We start from the raw sequence: 23,044 nt of genomic DNA on the forward strand, positions 1-23,044 counted from the left end.
CGAAATGAATTTTTTACAACAGCGGTCATATCCAGCAGGTGTTCATTTTTTGTTCGTCCCTGCACGCGAAATTTCATCGTGAATATGAGTTCACATTGGCGCGTCGCACGGATTGCGTTAAGGTCGCTCGCGTGAACGACAGGGAATCACGTCATGCCACGCAGCGATGCCGCCACCGTCGACGTCTATCTGGCCGAACTGCCGCCGGAACGGCGTGAAGTGATCGCGACGGTCCGCGAAGCGATCAATCTTCATCTGCCCGCCGGCTACGAGGAGCGGATGAACTGGGGAATGATCAGCTGGGAGGTTCCGCTGTCGCGCTATCCGGAGACCTACAACGGCCAGCCGCTGTCATTCGCGGCGCTGGCCGCGCAGAAAAACCACTACGCGCTCTACCTGATGTGCGTCCACGTCGATTCGCCGGTGGAGGCCGCGTTGCGGCGCGCCTACGCTGATGCAGGCAGGAAGCTGGACCTGGGCAAGAGTTGCCTGCGGTTCAAGCGCCTGGCCGATCTGCTGCTGCCGGAAGTGCTCCGGATCGTGGCGGCCACGCCGGTGGATACCTACATCGCGCGCCATGAAGCCGGGCGCGTGCGACACTGATCCGCATGAGTCCGCGCCCGCCCAAGTCTTCCCTCCGTCCCCGCGGCGCCACGCCTGGCAAGACCGAAGCCGCGCCACCGGTGGCGGGGGACAATCCCACCATGGCGGATCTGGCGAAGGTGGCCGGTGTCTCCGCCATCACGGTGTCGCGCGCCCTGCGCGAAAGTCCGCTGGTGAATGCCGAAACCCGCGCGCGCATCCGCGAGATCGCGCGCCAGTATGGCTATTCCTTCAATGTCAGCGCGCGCAACCTGCGCCTGCGCCGCAGCATGACCGTGGCGGTGGTGGTGGAAATGAAGCCGACCCTGGAGCGGCAGATGTCCGGACCGTATCCGCTGGATCTGCTCGGCGGCATCACCCAGGAACTGACGACCACCGGCTACAGCGTCTTGTTGACCTCGCTGCAGGGCGGCGCGCTGCCGAACGTGCAGGCCGCCGACGGCGTGATCCTGTTGGGCCAGGGCGCCAACGAAGACGCCATGCATGAAGTGCAGCACTGGGGCCGGCCGATGGTGGTGTGGGGCGCGGTCAGCCGGCACGAATCACAGGTGGTGGTGGGCAGCGACAACCGGCGCGGTGGCGCGCTCGCGGCCGAACGCTTCATCGCGCTGGGGCGGAGCCGGCCCGCGTTCCTGGGCGATCCCGCGCACGGCGAGTTCGCCGAGCGGCTGGAAGGTTTCGCGGGAACGCTGGGCAAGTACGGCATCGTTCCGGTCACCCCTTCCGTCGCCAGCTTCACCGTCAATGCCGGGGCCGAGGCGGTCCACGCGCTGCTGGAACAGCATCCGCAGGTCGACGCGCTGTTCGCCGCCAGCGATCTGCTCGCCATCGGCGCCATCCGGGCGCTGATTGAGCGCGGACGGCGGGTACCCGAGGACGTTTCGGTCATCGGCTACGACGATACGCCGCTCGGCGCGACCTACGTGCCCCCGCTGAGCTCGGTGCACCAGAACTTCGTGGATGCCGGCGTCCTGCTGGCGCGCAAGATCCGCGCCTTGATCGACGGCGAGGCGGCCAGCTCCGAAACCCTGCCGACCCATCTGGTGGTACGCGCCACCTGAGCGCAAAAGCCTGTTGCGGCGCAGCGTATTCCGAGGGCGCGCGACGCCCTCCATCGATGCCGGCACGTCTGGGTGAAAAATCGGCCAACCCTTTGTCCTGAAAAGCAATTGTGCCGGAGCCACCGCGCCGCGCGCGGAGCTGCCGCCGCCTTCCGCCCAGTCTTTGTTATCGATAACTTGACATCGATAACAACGAATCCCTAGCTTGCCTCCGACCCCTGCGACGCAGGGAAACGGAGGAGCGGCACGTGGGTGAGTGGCAGGGCGCAACGCTGGCGGATGGCGCCGGCATGACCATCGCGGATGACCCCTGGTGCCTGCGCCAGACGGGGTTCGACCCGCGCCGCCGCGCCCGTGACGAAACCCTGTTCGCGTTGGCCAATGGTGGCCTGGGCGTGCGTGGTGGCTTCGAGGAGCAGGACAGCGCCACCGATGGCAGCTTCCTGGCGGCGGCGTTCGAGCAGAACGCCATCCACTATCACGAGCGCCTCGCCGGTTTCGCCCGCAGCACCGATACCCGGGTACCGGTCGCGGAGGGCAAGCGCATCCGGATCCAGCTCGGCCAGGATGTGGTCGATCTCGCGCAGGCCGAGTGGCTGGTGTTCGAACGCGAACTGGATCTGCGCCACGGACAACTGCGCCGCCGCCTGCGCATCCGCACCGCGACCGGCCACACGCTGGACATCCACGCCGAACGGGTGGTGCCGTTCGCCGAACAGGCTCTGCTGGCGATCCGCTTCCGGGTCGCTTCGGTCGACTATCGCGGCCCCATCGCGCTGGTGTCCTCGATCGAGAGCGGGCGACAGGCTGTCGCCCAGGGCGATGATCCGCGCATCGGCGCCGGCGGTGGCGAGGGCCTGCTGGCGATTGGCGGTGGCGTGGAAGGCGGCATGGCCTGGATCGCGCAGCGTGCGCCGCATCGCGGCTTCGAACTCAGCTGCGGCCAGCATCATCGTGCCGGCGAAGGGCTCGCGCCGCGTGCGCCGCAGGCGATGGCGGGACGGGTCGAACAGCGCTTCGAGGGCGAGCTGGCGCCGGGTACGCAGGTCAGCCTGGAGAAATTCGTTGTCTACGTGCACGACGGCGATCTCGATCGGCGCACGCGTGATCTGGCCGCCCGGCTGGAGCAGGCGACCGGGACGGGATTCGAGGGTTTCGCCGCACCGCAGGCCCGCGCACTGGAGGGTTTCTGGCAGCGCGCCGGCCTTTCGGTCAACGGCGACGCCGGCGCCGAACAGGCACTGCGATTCAACCTGTTCCACCTGCTGCAATCGGCGGGACGCAACGGGATGGATGGCACCGCCGCCAAGGGCCTGACCGGCGAGGGCTACGAAGGCCATTGCTTCTGGGACACCGAGGCTTTCGTGTTGCCGGTGATGGCGTTCACCGCGCCGGACGTGGCCCGCGCGATGCTGCGATACCGCTTCCGCACCCTGGACGCCGCGCGCGCGCATGCCCGCGAGATGAATCATCCGAAGGGCGCGCTGTATCCATGGCGCACCATCGATGGCGGCGAATGCTCGGCGCACTATCCCAGCGGTTCGGCCGCGTACCACATCAACGCCGCGGTGGCCTACGGCATCGGTCTGTACCTTGACGCCAGCGATGACCTCGAGTTCCTGGTCGAGGCCGGCGCGGAGATGCTGTTCGAGACCGCGCGGATCTGGCCGCAGGCCGGACATTTCAATCCGCGCCAGGGTGGCGCCTTCTGCATCCACGAGGTGACCGGGCCGGACGAGTACACCACCCTGGTCAACAACAATTTCTATACCAACCGCATGGCCCAGCAACACCTGCGCCGCGCGGCGGTTGCGTGGCACCGCCTGCGGCAGGAACGGCCGGAAGCGCTGGCGGAACTCGCCGCCAGGCTCGCGCTGGAAGAAGCTGAAGTCGAGCTGTGGGCGCGCGCCGCCGATGCGATGTACCTGCCTTATGACGAAGCTCAGGGCGTGTATGCGCAGGATGACGAATTCCTCGACAAGCCACGCTGGCCGTTCCCGCCGGTGGCGGGCGAGCATCGTCCGCTGCTGCTGGACTACCACCCGCTCACCCTGTATCGCCACCAGATCTGCAAGCAGGCCGACGCGGTGATGGGGCTGGTGCTGGCCGGATACGAGCTGGATCCGCGCCGCAAGCGCCGGAGTTTCGACTACTACGAAGCGGTCACCACCCACGATTCGACCTTGTCGGCGCCGGTGTTCGGCATCCTCGCCAACGAGGTCGGCCACGCCGACAAGGCCTGGCGCTACTTCGACGCCAGCCTGCGGGTGGATCTGGACGACCTGCATCGCAATACCGATCACGGCGTGCACATGGCGGCGCTGGCGGGCAGTTGGCTGGGCCTGACCGAAGGCTTCGCCGGTCTGCGCGTGCAGGATGGCGGATTGTCGTTCGCGCCGACCCTGCCGGAGGCGTGGCAGGGCTATGGTTTCAATCTGCGGTGGCGCGGTCGCGTGCTGCGCGTGGACGTGGCGGCGGATGGCGTGCGCTATCGCCTGGAAGAGGGCGATGAGCTGGCCATCGTCCACGCCGGCGAACCGCTGCTGCTGTCGCCGGGCGAGGCCGCCACGCAGCCGCTGGCGCGGCCGCTGGAAGCGGTGCGGGCGACGTTCCCGCGCCAGGCGCGCGCGCTGATTTTCGACCTGGATGGCGTGCTTACCGACACCGCGCACACCCACTACGAGGCCTGGCAGCGGCTGGCCGACGAAATCGGCGTGCCGTTCGATCGCCAGGTCAACGAGCGCCTGAAAGGCGTGGACCGGATGGCGTCGCTGGCGATCATCCTGGAACGCGCGTCGCGGACCTACACCGACGACGAGCGGCGCGCGCTGGCCGATCGCAAGAACGGGTACTACGTGCAGGCCATCCAGCAGTTCGGCCCGCAGGATCTGTTCGATGGCGTGACCCGGGCGCTGGAGGAGGCGCGCGTGGCGGGCCTGAAGATTGGATTGGCCTCGGCCAGCCGCAACGCGCCGCTGTTGCTGGACAAGCTGGGCATCGCCGATCGCTTCGATTACATCGCCGATTCGGGCCGCATCCGCCGGGCCAAGCCGGATCCGGAAATTTTCCTGGACGTGGCCGCCGCGCTCGGCGTGCCGCCAGCCCAGTGCATCGGCGTGGAGGACGCGGTGGCCGGTATCGAGGCCATCCACGCCGCCGGCATGGCCGCCATCGGCATCGGCAGCGCGGACAGCCTGCCGCAGGCCGACACGGTCCTGCCGGACATCGCCGCGTTCCGTGTGAGGGACTTTGTTTCTTCGTGACCGCACGTGGCCGTCAGAAGCCGCGGCGGATTATCTCAACCTGTTGAAAAAGTGGAGGGAACACATGCAACAGACCAACCTGATCCGCTACGCCCTGTCCGTAGCGATCGCCGCCGCACTGGCACCATCCGCCGTGCTGGCACAGGACACCGCGCCTGCCCAGCAACCCCAGCCGCAACCGCCGCCGGCCGAACAGCGCCAGAGCCAGGCGACCACCCTGGATACCGTGGTGGTGTCCGGCACCGCCACCGCGGGCGGCGTCAGGAAGCTGGAGGCGAGCTTCAACATCGTCACCGCCAACGCCGAGCAGATCAAACAGGCCAATCCCAAGAGCACGGCCGACCTGTTGAAGATCTCCCCCGGCATGTGGCCGGAGTCCACGGGTGGCCAGACCGGCGCCAACATCGAGATCGCCGGCTTCCCCGGTGGCGGCGACGCGCCATATTTCTCCACCCTGCTGATGGGCTCGCCGCTGTACGGCATGCCGACACTGTCGTTCTTCGAGACCACCTCGATGTTCCGCCTGGACGACACCATCGAGTCGGTGGAAATCCTGCAGGGCGGTCCGTCGGTGGTGTTCGCCGATGGCCAGATGGGCGCGAGCGCCAACTTCTTCCTCAAGACCGGCACCGAGGAACCTTCCGGCAGTGTCGGCCTGACCTACGGCAACGAGGGCCTGTGGCGACTGGATGGCTTCTACGGCTTCAAGGTGGCCGAAGGCTGGTACGGCAGCGTCGGTGGCTTTTGGCGCGAGTCCGACGGCGTGCGCGATCCGCAGTTCAAGGCGGACAAGGGCGGCCAGCTCACCGCCACCCTGTCGCATGACTTCGATGCGGGCCGGTTGACCCTGTATACCCGCTACCTCAACGACAAGAACCAGTTCATCACTCCGATTCCGCTGGTCCAGCGCGGCACCGACAACTTCAGCGCCTATCCCGGTTTCGATCCGCTGAAGGACACTTACTACAGCAAGTACATGCAGCACGTCTGGCTGCCGACCTATCCGGGCGGCGGCAAGAACGCGGACCTGGCCGACGGCCGTGGCGCCAAGCTGTTCATGTTCGGCGGCAACTTCGATTACTCCTTCGACAACGGCTGGGCGATCAGCGATCGCTTCCTGTTCAACGAAGGGGACATGGATACCAACGCGCTGTTCTCGGGCAACAATCCGGTCTCGTTGCAGGACATGCTGTTCACCGACGGCACGCCGGGTGGTTTCGAGTTGCCGGCGGGATCGGTGGCTACCGCGAACTACATCAACGGTGGTGCGGTGCCGCTCACCCAGAGCGTGATCCAGCAGGGCTGGTGGCACATCCACAAGCACCTGAAGAGCTTCAGCAACGACTTCCGCCTGAGCAAGGAACTGTTCGAGGGCAACACCCTGACGGTGGGCCTGTACGTGAACCACTACACGATGGATGACAAGTGGTCGCTGGGCAACCAGATGCTGATGGCCAACGAGCCCAATGCGCGTCCGATCGTGGTGAGCTACGTGAACGGCGGCGAGACCTTCTATCGCACCAATCCGCAGGGCTTCGCCGATTTCAGCGGCTTCCACATCGCCCAGAACGGCAAGGCCACCAACGTGGCGCTGTACCTGTCCGATTCCTGGAGGGTCGGCAAGTGGCTGTTCGACCTGTCCGGCCGCGTCGAGAACCAGGACGCCAAGAGCAACGTCTGCAACCGCAGTCCGGTCAATCCGGGTACCGGCGGCCTGGATGGTGACCTGAACACGATCTACGACAACAACGTGGAGCTGTGCAACGGCACCTACGCCCGCAACCGCTACGAGAAGACCCATCCGTCGTGGACGGCGGGTGCCAACTACTCGTTCACCAACAACATGTCCATGTATGGCCGCGTCAATACCGGTGGCCACTTCCTCGACTTCGACAACGGCATCCGCGGCACCACCAACAACAACTACCCGCCGATGCAGAAGATCCGCAACTACGAAATCGGCTTCAAGTACCAGTCGCCGCTGCTGTACGCCGACATCAGTGCTTACCGGCGCGTGTTCAGCGGCCTGCAGTACCAGCCCACCGATGGTCTGGGTACGCCGATCGGCAGTCCGCGCATCTATGGATCCGAGTCGCATGGCGTCAACTTCATCGGCGCGCTGACCCCGATCGAGAACCTGCGCCTGCAACTGGTGGCCAACTACCTGGATGGCGAATACACGGACTACGACGCCTGCCTGCCGTACCGCGACATCAATGGCAACGACAACTGCGCGCCGATCGAGGGCCAGCAGTTGCAGCGCCAGCCGAAGTTCCGCGCCATGTTCACGCCGAGCTACCGCTTCGAGATGGGTTGGGGCGACATCACCCCGTACGTGACCTACACCTACGTGGGTGATCACACCCAGGATCAGTCGGGCCTGCAGGAGCTGGGTTCCTACCACACGCTGGACTTCGGCATCACCTCCAACGTGGGCGAGAACTGGCAGTTCAACCTGCGCGGCACCAACATGACCAACGAGTTGGGCCTGACCGAGAGCAACTCGCGCATCTTCGGTTCGGCGACCACCGCCGGCGGCGTGTTGCTGGCGCGTCCGCTGGAGGGCCGCGAGGTCAACTTCCAGGCCAAGTACAGCTGGTGAGCCACGCCGGGGACGCCACCTGAACCTCCTCTCCCGGGAGGCGTCCCCGGACCTTTCCCCGACACAGCCGGCGGATGGCGGCCATCGCCGCGCGTGCCGGATTCCCTTGCCGCTCCGGCGGTGACACAGTGCAGCGGCCACCCCCATCCGGCGTGGCCCGGAGCAAGCAATGAATCGAACCCGCATGGTCCTCGGGTTGATCCTGACCTACATGATCTTCGCGATGCTGCTGAACTCGGTGGGCGCGGTGATCCTGCAGGTCATCCAGGGATTCGGGGTGAGCAAGGCGTCGGCAAGCACGTTGGAAGCGTTCAAGGATCTGCCGATCGCAATCGCTTCGTTCCTCGTCGCTTCGACCCTGCCGCGATTGGGTTACCGGCGGGCGATGATGCTCGGCCTGGCGCTGGTGGCGCTGGCCTGCGCCAGCATGCCGCTGTTGCATTCGTTCTGGGCCACCAAGCTGCTGTACGTGACGGTCGGCGTGTCGTTCGCGCTGGTGAAGGTGTCGGTCTACTCCAGCATCGGCCTGCTGACCGACAGCGAACGCGCGCACGCGGGACTGACCAGCACGGTGGAAGGCTGGTTCATGGTCGGCATCCTCGGCAGCGCCTGGCTGTTCGCCGCCTTCATCAATCCCGAGGCGCCGGGGGATCCGGTGTGGCTCAATGTCTACTGGGTGATCGCCGGCCTGTGCGTGGCGGTGATCCTGTTGCTGGCCGGAACGTCGATGGACGAATCGCAGGCGCGTGACGGCCACGCGGTGGGCGAATCCTTCGCCGACATGTTCCGCCTGCTGGCGCGCCCGCTGGTGATCGTGTTCCTGGCGTCCGCATTCCTCTACGTGCTGATGGAACAGGCCATCAACACCTGGCTACCGACCTTCAACCGGGAAATCCTGCACCTGCCGACCGCGTTGAGCGTGCAGGCGGCCGGCATCTTCGCCGGTTCGCTGGCGCTGGGACGGCTGGGCGGCGGCGTGCTGCTGCGCCGGCTGCCGTGGTTCTGGTTGCTGGCGGCCTGCGTGCTGGCGATGGCGGTGCTGGTACTGGTGGCATTGCCGCTGGCGGCCAACGTGCAGCCACGCGCCGGCGCGAGCTGGTGGGACGCGCCGCTGGCGGCCTATGTGTTCCCGTTGATCGGCCTGTTCATGGCGCCTATCTATCCGACCATCAATTCCGTGGTGCTGAGCGCGCTGCCCAAGGCGCGGCACGCGGCGATGACCGGGTTGATCGTGGTGTTCTCCGCGTTGGGCGGCACCACCGGTTCCTTCATCACCGGCCAGCTGTTCGCACATTTCGACGGCTCGCGGGCGTTCTACCTGTTGTTGCTGCCTATGGCGCTGCTGCTGTTGTCGCTGACCCTGCTTCACCGCGCCACGCGTCATCCCGTCGATACGCTGGCAATGCCGGCAGAAGGTCATTGAACCGATGCGCCACGTTGTCAGCGAGATGTTTTCCATGCGCCTGAAACATGCCGCCTCCCGCCTGCTCCTCGGGTTGCTGCTCACCGTGCCGGCGACCGGCGCGGCACTGGCCTACGACCGCACCGCGGCTTCCGCGCCGCTGCAATTCCGCATCACCGAGGGCCGGATCGAGAACGCCTTCCATCAGGAAGGCGACATCGCCGCGCATCTGCTGCTCAGTTCCGGCACCCGCCCGCGGGTGCTGGTGGCGTTTCCGGCGGGCAACAGCGGCGTGGGCGTGTGGTTCGAGGACACCACGACGCCGGTGCAGTGGACGCTGGGCGAGGTAAAGGGCGAGCGCCGCCGTGAAGCGAGCAAGCCCTGGAACGGCATCGTGGCGACCGCGCGCATTGACGCTCGACGGCTGGTGGTCAGGGATGCGGTGCTCGGCAGCGTCCGGGTGCTGCGCGACTATCAGCTCGGCCAGCCGTACCCGGCGGAGACCGCCGCGCGGCCGGAAGTGACGGACACCGCGATCCGCTGGAAGCGCGATCGCCTGGACGGGGCGCCGGGCTACGCCATCGCCCTGGAAGTCGAGAACGGCAGGTTCACGCGCGATGGCGGGAAAATCGTCTTGCTGGGCACGCCCGCCGGCGAACCGCTGCGACTGCGCATCCACGCCTCGACCGGCGAGACGCCGCTGACGCCGTTCGACACCGCCGGCCTGCTCAACGAACATGCCACGGCCGATACCCGCAGCCGACAGGCGTTGCAGTTCCTCAGTTACCACGAGAAGTTCCTCGCCGGCTCCTGGCGCTTCGACACCTACTTCGGCCGTGACACCCTGATGTCGGTGCGCCTGCTGATGCCGGTGCTGCAACCGGAAGCCGTGGAAGCCGGCATCGGCGCGGTGCTGGCGAGGCTGGCGCCCGATGGCGAAGTGGCGCACGAGGAAGACATCGGCGAGTTCGCCGTGCTGCGCCATCGCAAGGAACGGAACAACGCCTCGGCCACGCCGATCTACGACTACACGATGATCGACGACGACTACATGCTGCCACCGGTCGCCGCCGCCTGGTTGCTGGAGGACGAACGCGGGCACGAGCGGGCAAGGGCATTCCTTGCCGCAAGCGGAGAGGGCGGACGCCAGGGCGACGCGCTGGTGCGCAATCTTCTCTTCGTGGAGGGCCGGAGCCAGGCATTCGCGGACGAGCCGGTTTTCCGCAACCTGATCGCGCTCAAGCCGGACAAGCCGGTAGGCCAATGGCGCGACAGCAACGAAGGCCTGGGCCGTGGCCGCTATCCCTACGATGTCAACGTGGTGTGGATGCCGGCGGCGCTGCGCGCGATCGGTGGCTTCCTCGACAGTGGCCTGCTGGACGCCTACGCCAGCGCGGAACAGCGCATGCGCCTGCGTGCCGCCGCCGCCCGCGCCGATGCATGGGAACGGCGCGCGGCGGAACTGTTCACGGTGCGGTTGCCGCATGCGCGCGCGGCGGAGCAGGTACGCGCCTACGCCGCCGGAGCCGGCGTCGCCGATCGCGCGGCGCTGGAATCGCTGGGTGACGGCGAGCTGGCGTTCGCGGCGCTCGCGCTGGACGCGCAGGGCAGGCCGGTGCCGGTGCTGCATTCGGATGAAGGCTTCCGCCTGCTGTTCGGTCAACCCGATGCGCAGTCGCTGGCGCGTGATGTCGGCAACCTGATGCGGCCCTTCCCGGCCGGCCTGATGACCGACGCGGGCCTGCTGGTCGCCAATCCCGCCTATGCCGATCGCGAAGTCTGGCCGCGCCTGGGCAGCGCCGCGTATCACGGCACGGTGGTGTGGGCCTGGCAGCAGGCGGTGCTGGCGGCGGGGCTGCAACGACAATTGGCGCGCGATGACCTGCCGGCCGGGGTACGCGCGGCCCTCGGTGATGCGCGGGATCGGTTGTGGCGCGCGATCCGCGCCGCGGACGCGGTGCGCACGTCCGAACTGTGGTCGTGGTCGTACCGCGACGGTCGCTACCAGGTCGAACCGTTCGGCGCGCAGGGCGCGCACGAGGACGAATCCAACGCCGCCCAGTTGTGGAGCACGGTGTTCCTGGCCCTGCCACCGCCGGACGCGGCAAAGACGGCCAACCCCGGAAAGGAAAAATGATGAAGAAGACCTCGGCCTTCCTGCCGCACCCGCGGCCCGCGATGTTCCGTTCCGCCGCAGGCCTGCTGGCGCTGTCGATATCTTTCACCGCGGTCGCTCAGGAAAAGCCCGATGCGGCGGTCGCGAAGGCCGCGCCGGAAACCGTGGCGATGCCGGCGACATCGTTGCCATACAGTCGTTTCGCCAGCCCCGAGGCGCGCGCGCAGTTCGAACGGATGCTGGCCGAAACCCGGGAAGGCAAGGGACCGAATCCCGCGGACATCGCCGATCAGCGGCGCTTCTACCAGCGCTACAACGACGACCGCCTGGCCGAAGCCGAACGCCGCTATCCGGCGAAGGTGGAAGCCACCCGCATCGGTGGCGTGCCGGTGCACGTGGTCGATCCGAAAGCGGGCGCACAGGGCGACAACGCGCAGCGGGTGCTGATCAATCTACATGGAGGCGCCTTCATGTGGGGGTCGGGCAGTGGCGCGCTGGTGGAAGCGGTGCCGATTGCCGCGGTGGCCGGCATCCGCGTGGTGACGGTGGATTACCGGCTGGCGCCCGAACATCCCTATCCGGCCGCGGTGGACGACGTGGAGGCGGTCTATCGTGAACTGCTCAAGCAGTACCGCGCGGAGAACATCGGGATCTACGGCTGCTCGGCCGGCGGCATGCTGACCGCGCAGGCCACCGCGCGGATCCTGAAGAAGGATCTGCCGCGACCCGGTGCGATTGGCAACTTCTGCGGCACCGGGCTGCTGTTCGCCGGGGATTCGGCGACCTTGGGGCAATTGGCGGTCGGCGTGCCGCCGCTGCAGTCGGACGGCGGCGCGAGCCTGCCCTACCTGCGAACCGCACAGGCCGACGATCCGGTCGCCTATCCGGGCCAATCGCCGGAACTGCTTGCGAAGTTTCCACCCACCCTGTTCCTGGCCGGCGGACGCGATTTCGCGGTCAGCGCGGTGAGCACGATGCAGCGTCGGTTGCTGGCTGCGGGCGTGGACGCGGAACTGGTGCTGTTCGATGGCCTCTGGCATGCGTTCTTCGTATACCCGGATCTGCCGGAGTCGCAGGAAGCCTACGGCCTGATCGCGCGCTTCTTCGATCGCCGCCTGGGCCGCCAGCCGCGCTGAGGGCGTCGTTCCGGTGGCGCCACGCAGCGTCGTGCGCCCGGGCACGCCACGTGCCGTATCGTGTCCGGCTTCGAATCCGGGAAGACGGACATGAAAGCAATCGGAATGGGCCTGGCGGTGTTCATCGGCATGCTGTTGCCGCTGCAGGCGTTGATCAACGCTTCGCTCGGACGGCAGACCTTCGGTCCGCTGTTCGCCGCGCTGATGTCGTTCGCCGTCGGCACCGGGGTGCTGGCGCTGTGGTGGCTGGCGACACGGCCCACGTTCGACGCGGCGGCGCTGGCGCGGGTGCCGTGGTGGGCCTGGACCGGCGGTGCGATCGGCGCGATCTACGTCGCCGCGGCGACCCTGCTGATACCGCGCATGGGCGCCGCGCCGCTGATCTGCCTGGTGGTGTTCGGGCAACTGGTGGGCTCGCTGCTGCTGGATCATTTCGGCGTGCTGCACGCGCGTCAGCCCATCGACGGTACCCGGCTGATCGGCGCGTTGCTGGTCGTCGCCGGCGCGCTGCTGGTGGTGCGGCCCTGGCAGACGCCGGCCGGATGACCGAACCCATGACCGGAACGCTGCTGCGGGGCTTGCCGCCGCAGGCCGGCGACGATTGCCGGGTGCTGGTCCTGGGCTCGATGCCGGGCGCGGCGTCGCTGGCGGCGTCGCGCTACTACGCGCATCCGCGCAACCGTTTCTGGCCCTTGATGGCGAGCCTGTGCGGATTCGACGCCGGACTGGACTATCCCCTGCGGCTGGCTGCCCTGGGTGCGGCTGGCGTCGGGCTGTGGGACGTGATTGGAGCCTGCGAGCGCCGCGGCAGCCTGGACGCGGACATCGTCCATGGCAGCGAGGTCGCCAACCCGCTGGCGGACTGGTTGGCGGGGCGGCCGGGCGTGCGCGCGGTGGCATTCAACGGCGGCAAGGCGGCGCAGGCGTTCCAGCGCCATGTCACCCCGACCCTGCCGGCGGCGCTGGTCGCCCGCCTGACGTTCCACGCGCTGCCATCCACCAGTCCGGCCAACGCGGCCTTCGGTGTGGAACGCCTGACCGGACAGTGGAGCGTGCTGGCGCCGTATCTGGACGCTCCCGGTCAGGTCGCTCCTGGGCATCGCCCGCCCTGACGAAGGTCATGCCGCCGTCCGGCATGTGCGGGTCGCGCACCGTGCTGGCATCCTGTCGGCAAACAAGCTTCGGAGGCCGCCATGATTCGTTCCGCCCCGCGTCTTTCCCTGCTGTGCCTGGCCGCGCTGTCCGGGTTGGCCCTGTCCGCACAGGCCAAGGACGTCCGCTGCGAGATCGAAAGCGACTACGACATGACCGTCAACGAGCGCAGCGTGATCTTCACCCGCGAAAGCGGCGTGCCCAAGGCGATCGTGATGCGCCAGGGCCGGCTGTTCGTCGACGACCGCTGGGTCCGGATCAACAACGACGACCGCCAGCGCCTGCTCGACTTCGAGCGTGGCGCGCGCACCGCCATGCCGCTCGCGCACGAAATCGGCCGCGATGCCGCCGATATCGCGTTCACCGCGCTGGGCGAAGTCGCCGCCAGCATCAGCAATCATCCGGATCGCACCCGCAAGTCGCTGGACAAGGCACGCAAGGCCATCGACCAGGGCATCGCCCGCTCGATCAGCGCCAATCGTTTCAACAGCCAGGACCTGGACAAGGGTATCGAACGCGCGGTCGGGGAAGTGATGCCCAGCGTCATTGGCGATATCGTCGGTGGCGCACTCACCGCCGCGCTGACCGGCGACGCCGCTCGCCTGGAGCGCATGGACGGGCTGGACAAGGAGGTGGAGGCGCGGGTGGCGCCACGCGCCAAGGCACTGGAAGTGCGCGCGGAGAAACTGTGTTCGCAGATGCGTGAAATGGAGCGCATCGACAATGCGCTGGCGTATCGTCTCCCCGGCGGGCAGGCGCTGAACCTGCTGGAAGAAAAGCCCGACCAAAGCCATACCACCGGCGATTGAGCAAGGGGCGCATGCCCTCGCGCGAGTCGCAAGGGCTGATTCCAGCGGTCCCGGCCCGAAAATAATTGCGTTCAGAGGTTGGCGCACCGGGCGGGGATGGCCACAATAGGGGTTCCCCTATTGGCAAGTGATCGCTGGAGTTCCCCATGGCCGAAATCAAGGAAGCGCGTGTTCCCGACATCGGTGGCTACAGTGACGTTCCCGTCATTGAAGTGCTGGTCGCCGTTGGCGATACCGTCACCAAGGATCAAGGCCTGGTCACCCTGGAGTCGGACAAGGCGACGATGGAAGTGCCGTCGGCCTTCGCCGGCGTCGTCAAGGAACTGAAGGTCAAACTGGGCGACGAACTGGCCGAAGGCTCGGTGGTCGCCCTGATCGAGGTGGCCGAAGGCGCCGCCGCCCCGGTCTCCGCCGCACCGAAGGCGGAACCGGCCAAGGCCGAGCCGGTCAAGACCGCCGAGACCGGCGCGAAAGTCGAACCGGTCGCCGTCGCCCCGACGCCGGACAAGCTGACCCAGCGCGAGATCGCCCAGGAAGCCGCCGCGCCGACCGCGCCGCGCGCGTTGGAGGACAAGCCCGGCATCGACCCGGAAGCCGTGCCGCCGCGCACCCCGCCGGTGGAATTCAACGCCGACCGCGTGCTGCCGTCCAAGGTGGCCTACGCCAGCCCGACGGTGCGCCTGTTCGCCCGCGAGCTCGGTGTCGACCTGGATCAGGTCAAGGGCAGCGAGCGTGGCGGCCGCATCAGCAAGGAAGACGTGCAGCGCTACGTCAAGGCGGCCCTGTCCGGCGGCGTGCCCGCCGCGGCAGGCGCCGCGCCTGTCACCGGCGCGGGTGGCGGTCTGAACCTGCTGCCGTGGCCGAAGGTGGATTTCAGCAAGTTCGGCGAAGTCGAAGTGCAGCCGCTGTCGCGTATCAAGAAGATTTCCGGCGCCAACCTGGCGCGCAACTGGGCGATGATTCCGCACGTCACCCAGCACGATCACGCCGACATCACCGATCTGGAAGCGCTGCGGGTGGCGCTGAACAAGGAGAACGAGAAGGCCGGCATCAAGCTGACCATGCTCGCGTTCCTGATGAAGGCCAGCGTCGCCGCGCTGAAGAAGTATCCCGAGTTCAACGCCTCGCTGGACGCCAGCGGCGAAAACCTCACCCTCAAGAAGTACTTCCACATCGGCTTCGCCGCCGACACGCCGAACGGCCTGGTCGTGCCGGTCATCCGCGACGTCGACAAGAAGGGCGTCAACGAGCTGGCGGCCGAGACCGGCGAACTGGCGAAGAAGGCCCGCGACGGCAAGCTCGGCCCGGCCGACATGTCCGGCGGCTGCTTCTCGATTTCCTCGCTGGGCGGCATCGGCGGCACCGCGTTCACCCCGATCGTCAACGCGCCGGAAGTCGCCATCCTCGGCGTGTCCAAGTCTTCCATCCAGCCGGTATGGGACGGCAAGCAGTTCGCGCCGCGCCTGCTGCTGCCGCTGTCGCTCAGCTACGACCACCGCGTCATCGACGGTGCCTCCGCCGCGCGCTTCACCGCGTACCTGGCGCAACTGATGGGCGACCTGCGTCGCGTGCTGCTGTAAGCGGGGGCTGGAACCATGGCAAACACGATTGAAGTGAAAGTCCCCGACATCGGCGGTTACGACGATGTGCCGGTCATCGAGATCCTGGTCGCGGTCGGCGACACGGTGAAGAAGGATCAGGGCCTGGTCACCCTGGAGTCGGACAAGGCCACGATGGAAGTGCCGTCCTCGGCCGCCGGCGTGATCAAGGAATTGAAGGTCAAGCTCGGCGACACCCTGTCCGAAGGCAGCGTGGTGGCCGTGCTTGAAGCCGAAGGCGCCGCTGCGGCGCCGTCAGCGCCTGTCGCCGCGCCGGCCAAGGCGACCGCACCCGCCGCTCCGGCTGCTCCGGTCACCGCCGCACCGGCTCCGGCCGCGTCCTCCGCGCCTGCGGCATCGGCGGGCGGCACCCTGGAAGCCAGGGTGCCGGACATCGGCGGCTACAACGACGTGCCGGTCATCGAAATCCTGGTCGCCGTGGGCGACACGGTGAAGAAGGATCAAGGCCTGGTCACCCTGGAATCGGACAAGGCGACGATGGAAGTGCCGTCGCCGGCCGACGGCGTGATCAAGGAACTGAAGGTCAAGCTGGGCGACACCCTGTCGGAAGGCAGCGTGGTGGCCGTGCTGGAAAGCGGCGCGGCGCCCGCCGCCGCCGCGCCGGCCAGCAAGCCGCCGGTCACGCCCTCGCACCGCGCGCCCGCCGAACCCGCCGCGCCCAAGCCGGCGCTGGGCACCGGCAAGCCGGCCGACATCGAATGCCGGATGGTGGTGATCGGTTCCGGTCCCGGCGGCTACACCGCCGCGTTCCGCGCCGCCGATGTCGGCCTCGATACCGTGCTGGTGGAACGTTACGAATCGTTGGGCGGCGTCTGCCTCAATGTCGGTTGCATTCCGTCCAAGGCGTTGCTGCACGCCGCCGCGCTGATCGATGAGACCGCGCATTCGGCCGAGATCGGCATCGAGTTCGCCAAGCCGAAGATCGACCTCGACAAGCTGCGCGACTTCAAGCAGAACCGTGTGGTCGGCCAGTTCACCAAGGGCCTGGCCGGCATGGCCAGGCAGCGCAAGGTGCGCACCGTGCGGGGCGTGGCGAAGTTCGTCTCGCCGCACGAACTGGAAATCACCGGCGGCGACGGCAAGACCCAGCTGCTGCGTTTCGAGAACTGCATCATCGCCGCCGGCTCGCAGGCGGTGAAGCTGCCGAACTTCCCGTGGGACGATCCGCGGGTGATGGATTCCACCGACGCGCTGGCGCTGCAGGACGTGCCGAAGAAGCTGCTGGTGGTCGGCGGCGGCATCATCGGCCTGGAAATGGCGACGGTGTACCGCGCGCTGGGCAGTGAAGTGACCGTGGTCGAGTTCATGGACCAGCTGATGCCGGGCGCCGACAAGGACCTGGTCAAGCCGCTGGCCGATCGCCTGAAGAAGCAGGGCGTGGTCGTGCACCTGAAGACCAAGGCGGCCAAGGTCGAAGCCTCCAAGAAGGGCATCACCGTGTCGTTCGAGAGCGCCACCGAAGGCCAGAAACCCGAGCTGGAATCCGGCACCTGGGATCGCGTGCTGGTCGCGGTGGGCCGTTCGCCCAACGGCGGCAAGCTGGATGCCGACAAGGCCGGCGTGACCGTCACCGAGCACGGCTTCATCCCGGTGGACCCGCAGATGCGCACCAATGTGCCGCACATCTTCGCCATCGGCGATCTGGTCGGCCAGCCGATGCTCGCGCACAAGGCCACCCATGAAGGCAAGCTGGCGGCGGAAGTGGCCGCGGGCGAGAAGAAGGAATGGGTCGCGCGGGTGATTCCGTCGGTGGCCTACACCGATCCGGAAATCGCCTGGGTTGGCGTCACCGAGACCGAAGCCAAGGCCAGGGGCCTGAAGATCGGCGTGGGCAAATTCCCGTGGGTGGCTTCGGCGCGCGCGGTCGGCATCGGCCGCGGCGAGGGCTCCACCAAGCTGATCTTCGACGAGGAAACCCATCGCATCATCGGTGGCGGCATCGTCGGCGTGCATGCAGGTGATCTGATCAGCGAGGTCGCGCTGGCGATCGAGATGGGAGCGGAAGCCGGCGACATCGGCAACACCATCCATCCGCACCCGACGCTCAGCGAAACGGTGGCGATGGCGGCCGAAATCTACGAAGGCACCATCACCGATCTGTACATTCCGAAGAAGAAGTAAATCGTCTTCGCAGTGTGGATACGGAAACCGCCCCCTGTGGGCGGTTTCTTTTTTCTGGTGGCTTGTCTGCCCGGTGCGACTAGAATCAATGCCGCTGGCCATGCGGGCCGACAGGAAAGATCCGATGCTTCCTCGCTGTATCGCAATCACGATGCTGCTGGTGCTGATGCAGCCCGCCGGGGCGGAGGACGACCCGCAGGAAGCCGCCGCCTACGCGAAGTGCCCGGGTGCGGCGGCGTTCGTCCGCCTGCATCCCAAGCCGTCGCCACCGGATATCGCCGACCCCGCGGCGCGCCTGACGGATCTGCGGATCGAACTGTTGCGGATGCAGACCCGTGATCAGGAAGCACGCAGCGGCGATTGGTCGCAGGAGGACATCCGGCAGATGATGCAGGTCGACGCCGAACATCTGCCGCGGATCAAGCAGATCGTCGCCGAGCATGGGTTTCCCGCAGTGGAGCTGGTCGGCCGCGACGGCGTCGATGCGGCCTGGCTGCTGGTGCAGCACGCCGATGCCGATCCCGCATTCCAGGAACAGGTGCTGGCGGTGATCACACCGCGCGTGCGGAGCGGCGAGATTTCCCGCCACCAGTTCATTCTGTTGACCGATCGCGTGCTGGCCGGCCAGGGCAAACCGCAGCGCTATGGCAGCCAATTGCTGGCACAGGAGGGACGCTGGGTACCCAAGCCGATCGAGGCGCCGGAGTCGGAAGTCGATCAGCGCCGCGCGTCGATGGGCGACATGCCGTTGGCCGACTACATCTGCATGGCCACGCAGATGTTCCCGCCGCCGGAGACGGCGCCGACCCCGGCGCAGCCCTGAGCGAACCCGGTTCGCGCACCCGCCTGGAGGAAGGAAGCGGGCATGCCGGCGCGATCCCCGCGCACGGTCAGGCAGGAACCGCCGCGCTGGCGCGCTCCGCGCGGCGGCGTTCTATCCGCTTCCAGACCTTCTCGTGGAAGTGGAACACGACCGTGTTGCAAGCCGGTTCGACCAGCGCCAGCGCGCCACCGACCAGCCAGCTGCCGGTGAATGCCCAGCCCAGCAGGAAGGCGACCGTGAAGTGCAGGGAGGCGAAGGAAAGCGTCTTGGCCATGGGGCGACCTCAAGGCATCAAATGAGAGTGATTCTCATTATGGGGGTGCGACGCCCGAAGTCCAATGATTCGTCCCCGTCGTTTCGATAGACGTTATCTATATGGTCAGAATGCCAGTGTGATTCCGGCTATCGGACCCTTGAAGCGCTGATCCAGCCCCAGCAGTCCGTCGCTGCCCGTGCGTTCCACGTCCAGCTTGAACCAGTCATAGCCGGCGAAAAGCCCGAAATGCGGGGTGAAGCGGTACTCGACCAGCGCATTGGCGCGGGTGATGCTGCCGTCGTAGTCGCCGAAATCGCCCCAACCCGCGTCCAGGTACTGGCCTTGCAGGTTGAACAGCCACTTTTCATTGGGCTTGGCGGTCAGACGCAGGCCCACCACCGGTGCGTAGCCGTCGTCGCTGCTGCGGGTTTCATAGCTGTTTTCGCCCGCTTCCGCATACAGGCGACCCTCCAGCTTGGCCCACTCCGCGCCAATCTGCAGGCCGAGGTTGAACGTGGGCGTATCGACCACCGCGTAGTCGTACATCAGGCTGGCCAACTGGAACTTGGCCTTGCCCTTGGCGAAGCTGCCGGCGGGAATGGTGACGTCGTCGTACGACAGGTCCTGCCCCAGCGTCGCCCGGCGGTCCTTGTCGTACTGGAAGTAGTCGAAAATCAGCCGGTGCCGCTGGCCCAGCCGGAACACGCCATCGATGCGCGGGACCAGTTCCTTGCCGCCGAAGTCGAAATCCTGCGAGAACCGCAGGTCCTGGCCCTGGAAGGTGGTCCGCCCGCTGAGCACGCCGTCGGCGTCCACATCCATCGCGCCCAGCCGGAGGGTGAAGCGGTCCGGTTCCTGCGCATGCGCGGCCGGAAGACCCGCAACGCCGAAAACCAGAATCAGGGGAAAGGGAGCCCGAAATCTCATGCCTGTCTCTCCTGGACAGTGAACAGGCTTCCACCCTCGGCGCCCACTCGTGGACGTGAAGTGAAACCGCGGTTCTCGCGGCGTGAAAACGCCGATCCCGGAAAGGGCGAAGCCCCGGGCCAGGAGCCTCGGGGCTTCTAAAGGTCTGCTCGGAGCATCGGACGAGGAAGTTGGTCGCAGACCTTGCAAGGAGGACTGACCGGGTCCGTTCGTCAAAGTTCCGCAAAAATTGCGATAAAAATATGAACAGGGGAGGGCGCCTTCACGACCCGTCGGGCGGGGCTGGAAACGGTTACCGCCGGAATCCGCGGTCACGGCCATCCACAGCCGCATATAGACAGAACTTTGCGACCTTCGGCGGTTGTCCCGCAAAACGCGCCCCTGCTATACTTTTGCGGCTCGGCGAGGCGCTCCCAGGCCTTGTTCCCGCCACGAAACCCCGTAGGACCTACCGTGCTGAATTCCGTCGCTGCGGGCCGGCGGCTGGCATTGCGCGCAACGGCTTTCCAGCTGGGTGCGGTGCTGCTGGTCGCGATGGCCTTCCTGCTCTGGGGGAAATCCCAGGCGCTGGCGGTCGCGGTAGGGGGGCTGGCGATGGTGGCAGGGGGATGGTTCGCCGCCCGGCTCGCTTTCGGGGCCGGGGTGACCGGCGCGGGGACCGCGATGATGCGGTTGCTGGCCGGGATGTTGATCAAGTGGGTCACGGTTGTTGTGGTGCTGCTGCTGGGCATCGGAGTGTGGAAGCTTCCACCTCTGGCCCTGTTGGCCGGCACGCTGACCGGGATGGCGGCACAGGCGCTGGCGATGGCCAGGCTCCGATAAAGAATTCTTATTAGCAGGATCTAGGACACATGGCGGGCGAGGAAACACTGACACCCACCGGTTACATCCAGCACCACCTCCACAACCTGACGTTCCAGGTTCAGGAAGGCGGGTTCTGGGCCATCCATCTGGACACGATCATCACCTCGGTGCTGATGGGTCTGCTGATGGTGTTCATGTTCTGGCTGGCTACCCGCAAGGCGACCTCGGGCGTACCGGGCAAATGGCAGGCCTTCGTCGAAATCATGCTTGAGTTCGTCGACAAGCAGGCGCGCGATACCTACCACGGCACCAGCAAGCTGGTGACGCCGATCGCGATCACCCTGTTCTTCTGGATCCTGCTGATGAACCTGCTGAAGATGATTCCGGCGGACTTCATCGCGCTCCCGCTCGAGCTGATGGGCGTTCACTACTGGAAGCCGGTCCCGACCGCCGACGTCAACGCGACCCTCGGCATGTCGATCAGCGTGTTCTTCCTGATGCTGTTCTTCGCGCTGCGCTCCAAGGGCCCGATCGGGTTCACCAAGGAGTTCCTGACCGCGCCGTTCGGCAAATGGATGCTGCCGTTTAATCTCATCCTCAACATCGTCGAATGGCTGAGCAAGCCGATCTCGCTGGCCATGCGACTGTTCGGCAACATGTTCGGCGGCGAGATCGTGTTCCTGCTGATCTGGGTGCTCGGCGGCGCCGGTATCGTCGGCGCGCTCGCGGGCGGCGCCTTCGGCCTCGGCTGGATGCTGTTCCACCTGCTGGTCATTCCGCTGCAGGCCTTCATCTTCATGATGCTGTCGATCGTGTACCTGAGCCTGTCGGAAGACAGCCACTGATTTCGCTTCACCCTTTGCAACTTAAACATTCCACCCTTTAGCAATTTAGTTCCGGAGAAAACCATGGAAACCGTTCTGACCACCCTCGCTCAAGTTCAGGCCTCCACCGTCCTCGCCATCGGCATCATGATCGGCCTGGCCGCGCTTGGCGCGGGCCTGGGTCTGGCCATCATGGCCGGCAAGTTCCTGGAATCGGCCGCGCGCCAGCCGGAACTGATTCCGGTCCTGCAGGTCCGCATGTTCATCACCGCCGGCCTGATCGACGCCGCGTTCATCATCAGCGTCGCCGTGGGCCTGCTGTTCGCCTTCGCCAACCCGCTGGCCACCGCGTTCACCGATCAGCTGGCCAAGCTGGCCGGCGGCTGATCAGCGGTTTCTGAGTGCGGGCGCCGGCCCTCCGGACGCCCGCTACGAAGATAGAAGGGTGGGGGAACCCCGTGTTTCCCGCCCATCACCACTGGCAGAGCTAAACCCATGAACATCGGTCTGACCCTATTTGCCCAGGCGCTGGCGTTTGCCGGTTTGATCTGGATCATCGCGACCAAGATCTGGCCGCCGCTGCTGAACGCGATCGAAGAGCGTCAAAAGAAGATCGCCGAAGGCCTGGCTGCCGCGGATCGCAGCCAGCGCGAACTCGCGGTGGCCGAAGAGAAGGTCAACGAGGCCCTGAAGGAAGCCCGCGTCAAGGCGAACGAAATCATCGATCAGGCGCACGCCCGTGCCAACCAGATCGTCGATGCCGCCAAGAACGAGGCGATCGCCGAAGCCAACCGCCAGAAGGCGCTGGCCGAAGCCGAGATCGAGGCCGCCGCGACGCGCGCCCGCGAGGAACTGCGCAAGCAGGTCTCCACGCTGGCCGTGACCGGTGCCGAGAAGCTGCTGCGCCGCGAAATCGATGCCAACGCCCACAAGGCGCTGCTCGATGAACTGGCCGCGGAAATCTGACGGGACCGCTGAACGATGAGCCAGGCCCTAACCGTCGCCCGTCCCTACGCCCGCGCCGCCTTCGCGGCCGCGCGTGACGAAAGCGCACTCGTCGCGTGGTCCGGCGCGCTCGGCTTTGCCGCGCGCGTCGCCGCCGATCCGCAGGTCGCCGCGCTGCTGCCCAATCCGGAACTGCCGCAGGCCCAGGCGGTCGCGCTGCTGGCCCCGGACGGCGCCAGCGAGTCGTTCGCCCGCTTCCTGTCGCTGCTGGCCGAGGCACGCCGCCTGCCGCAGCTCCCGGAAGTCGCCGCGCTGTTCGAGGAACTGCGAGCCGAAGCCGAGCATGTCGTCCGCGCCAAGGTCACCTCGGCGGTGGCCTTGCCGGCCGGCGAACTGGACGCGATCAAGGTCGCGCTGAAGAAGCGCCTGGGTCGCGAGGTCGTGGTGGAAACCGCCATCGACGAATCGCTGATCGGCGGCGCGGTGATCGACGCGGGCGAAGTGGTCATCGACGGTTCGCTCAAGGGCAAACTGTCGCGCCTGCAGACCGCGCTCACGCACTGACAAGAAACGTAGGGTGG

The 23,044-nt window shown here is 66.8% G+C and carries 20 protein-coding genes; 18 read left to right on the forward strand and 2 right to left on the reverse strand.

Features of this window, described 5'->3' with window-relative positions; translation table 11 throughout:
* Positions 1-153 precede the first annotated feature (153 nt).
* The 13 genes from AC3DEZ_RS03445 (at position 154) to AC3DEZ_RS03505 (ending at position 18,707) form a co-directional block, all read left to right on the forward strand.
* On the forward strand, positions 154-603 hold the full coding sequence (locus tag AC3DEZ_RS03445; protein WP_488386956.1) for a DUF1801 domain-containing protein: 450 nt from the start codon (positions 154-156) through the stop codon (positions 601-603).
* A 5-nt stretch (positions 604-608) separates the two neighbouring features.
* Positions 609-1,664, forward strand: coding sequence for a LacI family DNA-binding transcriptional regulator (locus AC3DEZ_RS03450; RefSeq protein WP_488386957.1), 1,056 nt, complete (start codon positions 609-611; stop codon positions 1,662-1,664).
* A gap of 248 nt (positions 1,665-1,912) precedes the next feature.
* On the forward strand, positions 1,913-4,927 hold the full coding sequence (gene pgmB / locus AC3DEZ_RS03455; RefSeq protein ID WP_488386958.1) for a beta-phosphoglucomutase: 3,015 nt from the start codon (positions 1,913-1,915) through the stop codon (positions 4,925-4,927).
* Positions 4,928-4,991: 64 nt separating this feature from the next.
* On the forward strand, positions 4,992-7,529 hold the full coding sequence (locus AC3DEZ_RS03460) for a TonB-dependent receptor (RefSeq protein ID WP_488386959.1): 2,538 nt from the start codon (positions 4,992-4,994) through the stop codon (positions 7,527-7,529).
* Positions 7,530-7,698: 169 nt separating this feature from the next.
* Positions 7,699-8,952, forward strand: a complete 1,254-nt coding sequence (locus AC3DEZ_RS03465) for an MFS transporter (RefSeq protein WP_488386960.1) — start codon at positions 7,699-7,701, stop codon at positions 8,950-8,952.
* Positions 8,953-8,986: 34 nt separating this feature from the next.
* A complete protein-coding gene (locus AC3DEZ_RS03470) occupies positions 8,987-11,068 on the forward strand; it encodes a hypothetical protein (protein WP_488386961.1) in 2,082 nt (693 codons plus the stop codon).
* Positions 11,068-12,183 (forward strand): alpha/beta hydrolase, encoded by a 1,116-nt coding sequence (locus AC3DEZ_RS03475; protein WP_488386962.1) that lies wholly within the window; start codon positions 11,068-11,070, stop codon positions 12,181-12,183. The genes AC3DEZ_RS03470 and AC3DEZ_RS03475 overlap by 1 nt, the downstream gene beginning before the upstream one ends.
* A gap of 90 nt (positions 12,184-12,273) precedes the next feature.
* Positions 12,274-12,729, forward strand: a complete 456-nt coding sequence (locus AC3DEZ_RS03480; RefSeq protein ID WP_488386963.1) for a DMT family transporter — start codon at positions 12,274-12,276, stop codon at positions 12,727-12,729.
* Between the two features lie 8 nt (positions 12,730-12,737).
* Positions 12,738-13,295 carry a DNA-deoxyinosine glycosylase gene (locus tag AC3DEZ_RS03485; protein WP_488386964.1) on the forward strand — a complete coding sequence of 186 codons (558 nt, stop codon included), beginning with the start codon at positions 12,738-12,740 and terminating at the stop codon, positions 13,293-13,295.
* Between the two features lie 81 nt (positions 13,296-13,376).
* Positions 13,377-14,144: a DUF2884 family protein gene (locus AC3DEZ_RS03490; RefSeq protein ID WP_488386965.1), complete on the forward strand. Its 768-nt coding sequence runs from the start codon at positions 13,377-13,379 to the stop codon at positions 14,142-14,144.
* Positions 14,145-14,290: 146 nt separating this feature from the next.
* Entirely contained in the window at positions 14,291-15,724 is a 1,434-nt protein-coding gene (locus AC3DEZ_RS03495; RefSeq protein WP_488386966.1) for a dihydrolipoyllysine-residue acetyltransferase, read from the forward strand.
* A 15-nt stretch (positions 15,725-15,739) separates the two neighbouring features.
* Positions 15,740-17,884: a dihydrolipoyl dehydrogenase gene (lpdA, locus tag AC3DEZ_RS03500; protein ID WP_488386967.1), complete on the forward strand. Its 2,145-nt coding sequence runs from the start codon at positions 15,740-15,742 to the stop codon at positions 17,882-17,884.
* A 124-nt stretch (positions 17,885-18,008) separates the two neighbouring features.
* A complete protein-coding gene (locus tag AC3DEZ_RS03505; protein ID WP_488386968.1) occupies positions 18,009-18,707 on the forward strand; it encodes a DUF6624 domain-containing protein in 699 nt (232 codons plus the stop codon).
* Between the two features lie 67 nt (positions 18,708-18,774).
* Here AC3DEZ_RS03505 and AC3DEZ_RS03510 read toward each other — a convergent pair whose 3' ends face one another.
* Together AC3DEZ_RS03510 and AC3DEZ_RS03515 are read right to left on the reverse strand one after the other, a co-directional pair.
* Positions 18,775-18,981, reverse strand: coding sequence for a DUF2061 domain-containing protein (locus AC3DEZ_RS03510; protein ID WP_488386969.1), 207 nt, complete (start codon positions 18,979-18,981; stop codon positions 18,775-18,777).
* 105 nt (positions 18,982-19,086) lie between these two features.
* The gene (locus AC3DEZ_RS03515) at positions 19,087-19,890 is read right to left on the reverse strand and encodes a hypothetical protein (protein WP_488386970.1); all 804 of its coding nucleotides are present in this window, start codon (positions 19,888-19,890) and stop codon (positions 19,087-19,089) included.
* A gap of 453 nt (positions 19,891-20,343) precedes the next feature.
* Between AC3DEZ_RS03515 and AC3DEZ_RS03520 the strand changes: the two genes are divergently transcribed.
* From AC3DEZ_RS03520 to AC3DEZ_RS03540, 5 genes are all read left to right on the forward strand, one after another.
* Entirely contained in the window at positions 20,344-20,712 is a 369-nt protein-coding gene (locus AC3DEZ_RS03520; RefSeq protein WP_488386971.1) for a hypothetical protein, read from the forward strand.
* 29 nt (positions 20,713-20,741) lie between these two features.
* Positions 20,742-21,539, forward strand: coding sequence for a F0F1 ATP synthase subunit A (gene atpB, locus AC3DEZ_RS03525; RefSeq protein WP_488386972.1), 798 nt, complete (start codon positions 20,742-20,744; stop codon positions 21,537-21,539).
* 63 nt (positions 21,540-21,602) lie between these two features.
* Positions 21,603-21,905, forward strand: a complete 303-nt coding sequence (atpE, locus tag AC3DEZ_RS03530; protein WP_488386973.1) for a F0F1 ATP synthase subunit C — start codon at positions 21,603-21,605, stop codon at positions 21,903-21,905.
* 108 nt (positions 21,906-22,013) lie between these two features.
* Entirely contained in the window at positions 22,014-22,484 is a 471-nt protein-coding gene (locus AC3DEZ_RS03535) for a F0F1 ATP synthase subunit B (RefSeq protein ID WP_141454325.1), read from the forward strand.
* Between the two features lie 15 nt (positions 22,485-22,499).
* On the forward strand, positions 22,500-23,027 hold the full coding sequence (locus tag AC3DEZ_RS03540) for a F0F1 ATP synthase subunit delta (protein WP_488386974.1): 528 nt from the start codon (positions 22,500-22,502) through the stop codon (positions 23,025-23,027).
* Positions 23,028-23,044 lie beyond the last annotated feature (17 nt).

This window comes from Pseudoxanthomonas sp. 134C1 (assembly GCF_057773065.1).

Excerpts from the sequence above, each read along its gene's own strand:
- AC3DEZ_RS03445 (WP_488386956.1), top strand. The coding sequence starts at position 154 with ATGCCACGCAGCGATGCCGCCACCGTCGACGTCTATCTGGCCGAACTG.
- AC3DEZ_RS03450 (WP_488386957.1), top strand. The coding sequence starts at position 609 with ATGAGTCCGCGCCCGCCCAAGTCTTCCCTCCGTCCCCGCGGCGCCACG.
- AC3DEZ_RS03460 (WP_488386959.1), top strand. The coding sequence starts at position 4,992 with ATGCAACAGACCAACCTGATCCGCTACGCCCTGTCCGTAGCGATCGCC.
- AC3DEZ_RS03465 (WP_488386960.1), top strand. The coding sequence starts at position 7,699 with ATGAATCGAACCCGCATGGTCCTCGGGTTGATCCTGACCTACATGATC.
- AC3DEZ_RS03470 (WP_488386961.1), top strand. The coding sequence starts at position 8,987 with ATGCGCCTGAAACATGCCGCCTCCCGCCTGCTCCTCGGGTTGCTGCTC.
- AC3DEZ_RS03475 (WP_488386962.1), top strand. The coding sequence starts at position 11,068 with ATGAAGAAGACCTCGGCCTTCCTGCCGCACCCGCGGCCCGCGATGTTC.
- AC3DEZ_RS03480 (WP_488386963.1), top strand. The coding sequence starts at position 12,274 with ATGAAAGCAATCGGAATGGGCCTGGCGGTGTTCATCGGCATGCTGTTG.
- AC3DEZ_RS03485 (WP_488386964.1), top strand. The coding sequence starts at position 12,738 with ATGACCGGAACGCTGCTGCGGGGCTTGCCGCCGCAGGCCGGCGACGAT.
- AC3DEZ_RS03490 (WP_488386965.1), top strand. The coding sequence starts at position 13,377 with ATGATTCGTTCCGCCCCGCGTCTTTCCCTGCTGTGCCTGGCCGCGCTG.
- AC3DEZ_RS03495 (WP_488386966.1), top strand. The coding sequence starts at position 14,291 with ATGGCCGAAATCAAGGAAGCGCGTGTTCCCGACATCGGTGGCTACAGT.
- lpdA (WP_488386967.1), top strand. The coding sequence starts at position 15,740 with ATGGCAAACACGATTGAAGTGAAAGTCCCCGACATCGGCGGTTACGAC.
- AC3DEZ_RS03505 (WP_488386968.1), top strand. The coding sequence starts at position 18,009 with ATGCTTCCTCGCTGTATCGCAATCACGATGCTGCTGGTGCTGATGCAG.
- AC3DEZ_RS03510 (WP_488386969.1), bottom strand. The coding sequence starts at position 18,981 with ATGGCCAAGACGCTTTCCTTCGCCTCCCTGCACTTCACGGTCGCCTTC.
- AC3DEZ_RS03515 (WP_488386970.1), bottom strand. The coding sequence starts at position 19,890 with ATGAGATTTCGGGCTCCCTTTCCCCTGATTCTGGTTTTCGGCGTTGCG.
- atpB (WP_488386972.1), top strand. The coding sequence starts at position 20,742 with ATGGCGGGCGAGGAAACACTGACACCCACCGGTTACATCCAGCACCAC.
- atpE (WP_488386973.1), top strand. The coding sequence starts at position 21,603 with ATGGAAACCGTTCTGACCACCCTCGCTCAAGTTCAGGCCTCCACCGTC.
- AC3DEZ_RS03535 (WP_141454325.1), top strand. The coding sequence starts at position 22,014 with ATGAACATCGGTCTGACCCTATTTGCCCAGGCGCTGGCGTTTGCCGGT.
- AC3DEZ_RS03540 (WP_488386974.1), top strand. The coding sequence starts at position 22,500 with ATGAGCCAGGCCCTAACCGTCGCCCGTCCCTACGCCCGCGCCGCCTTC.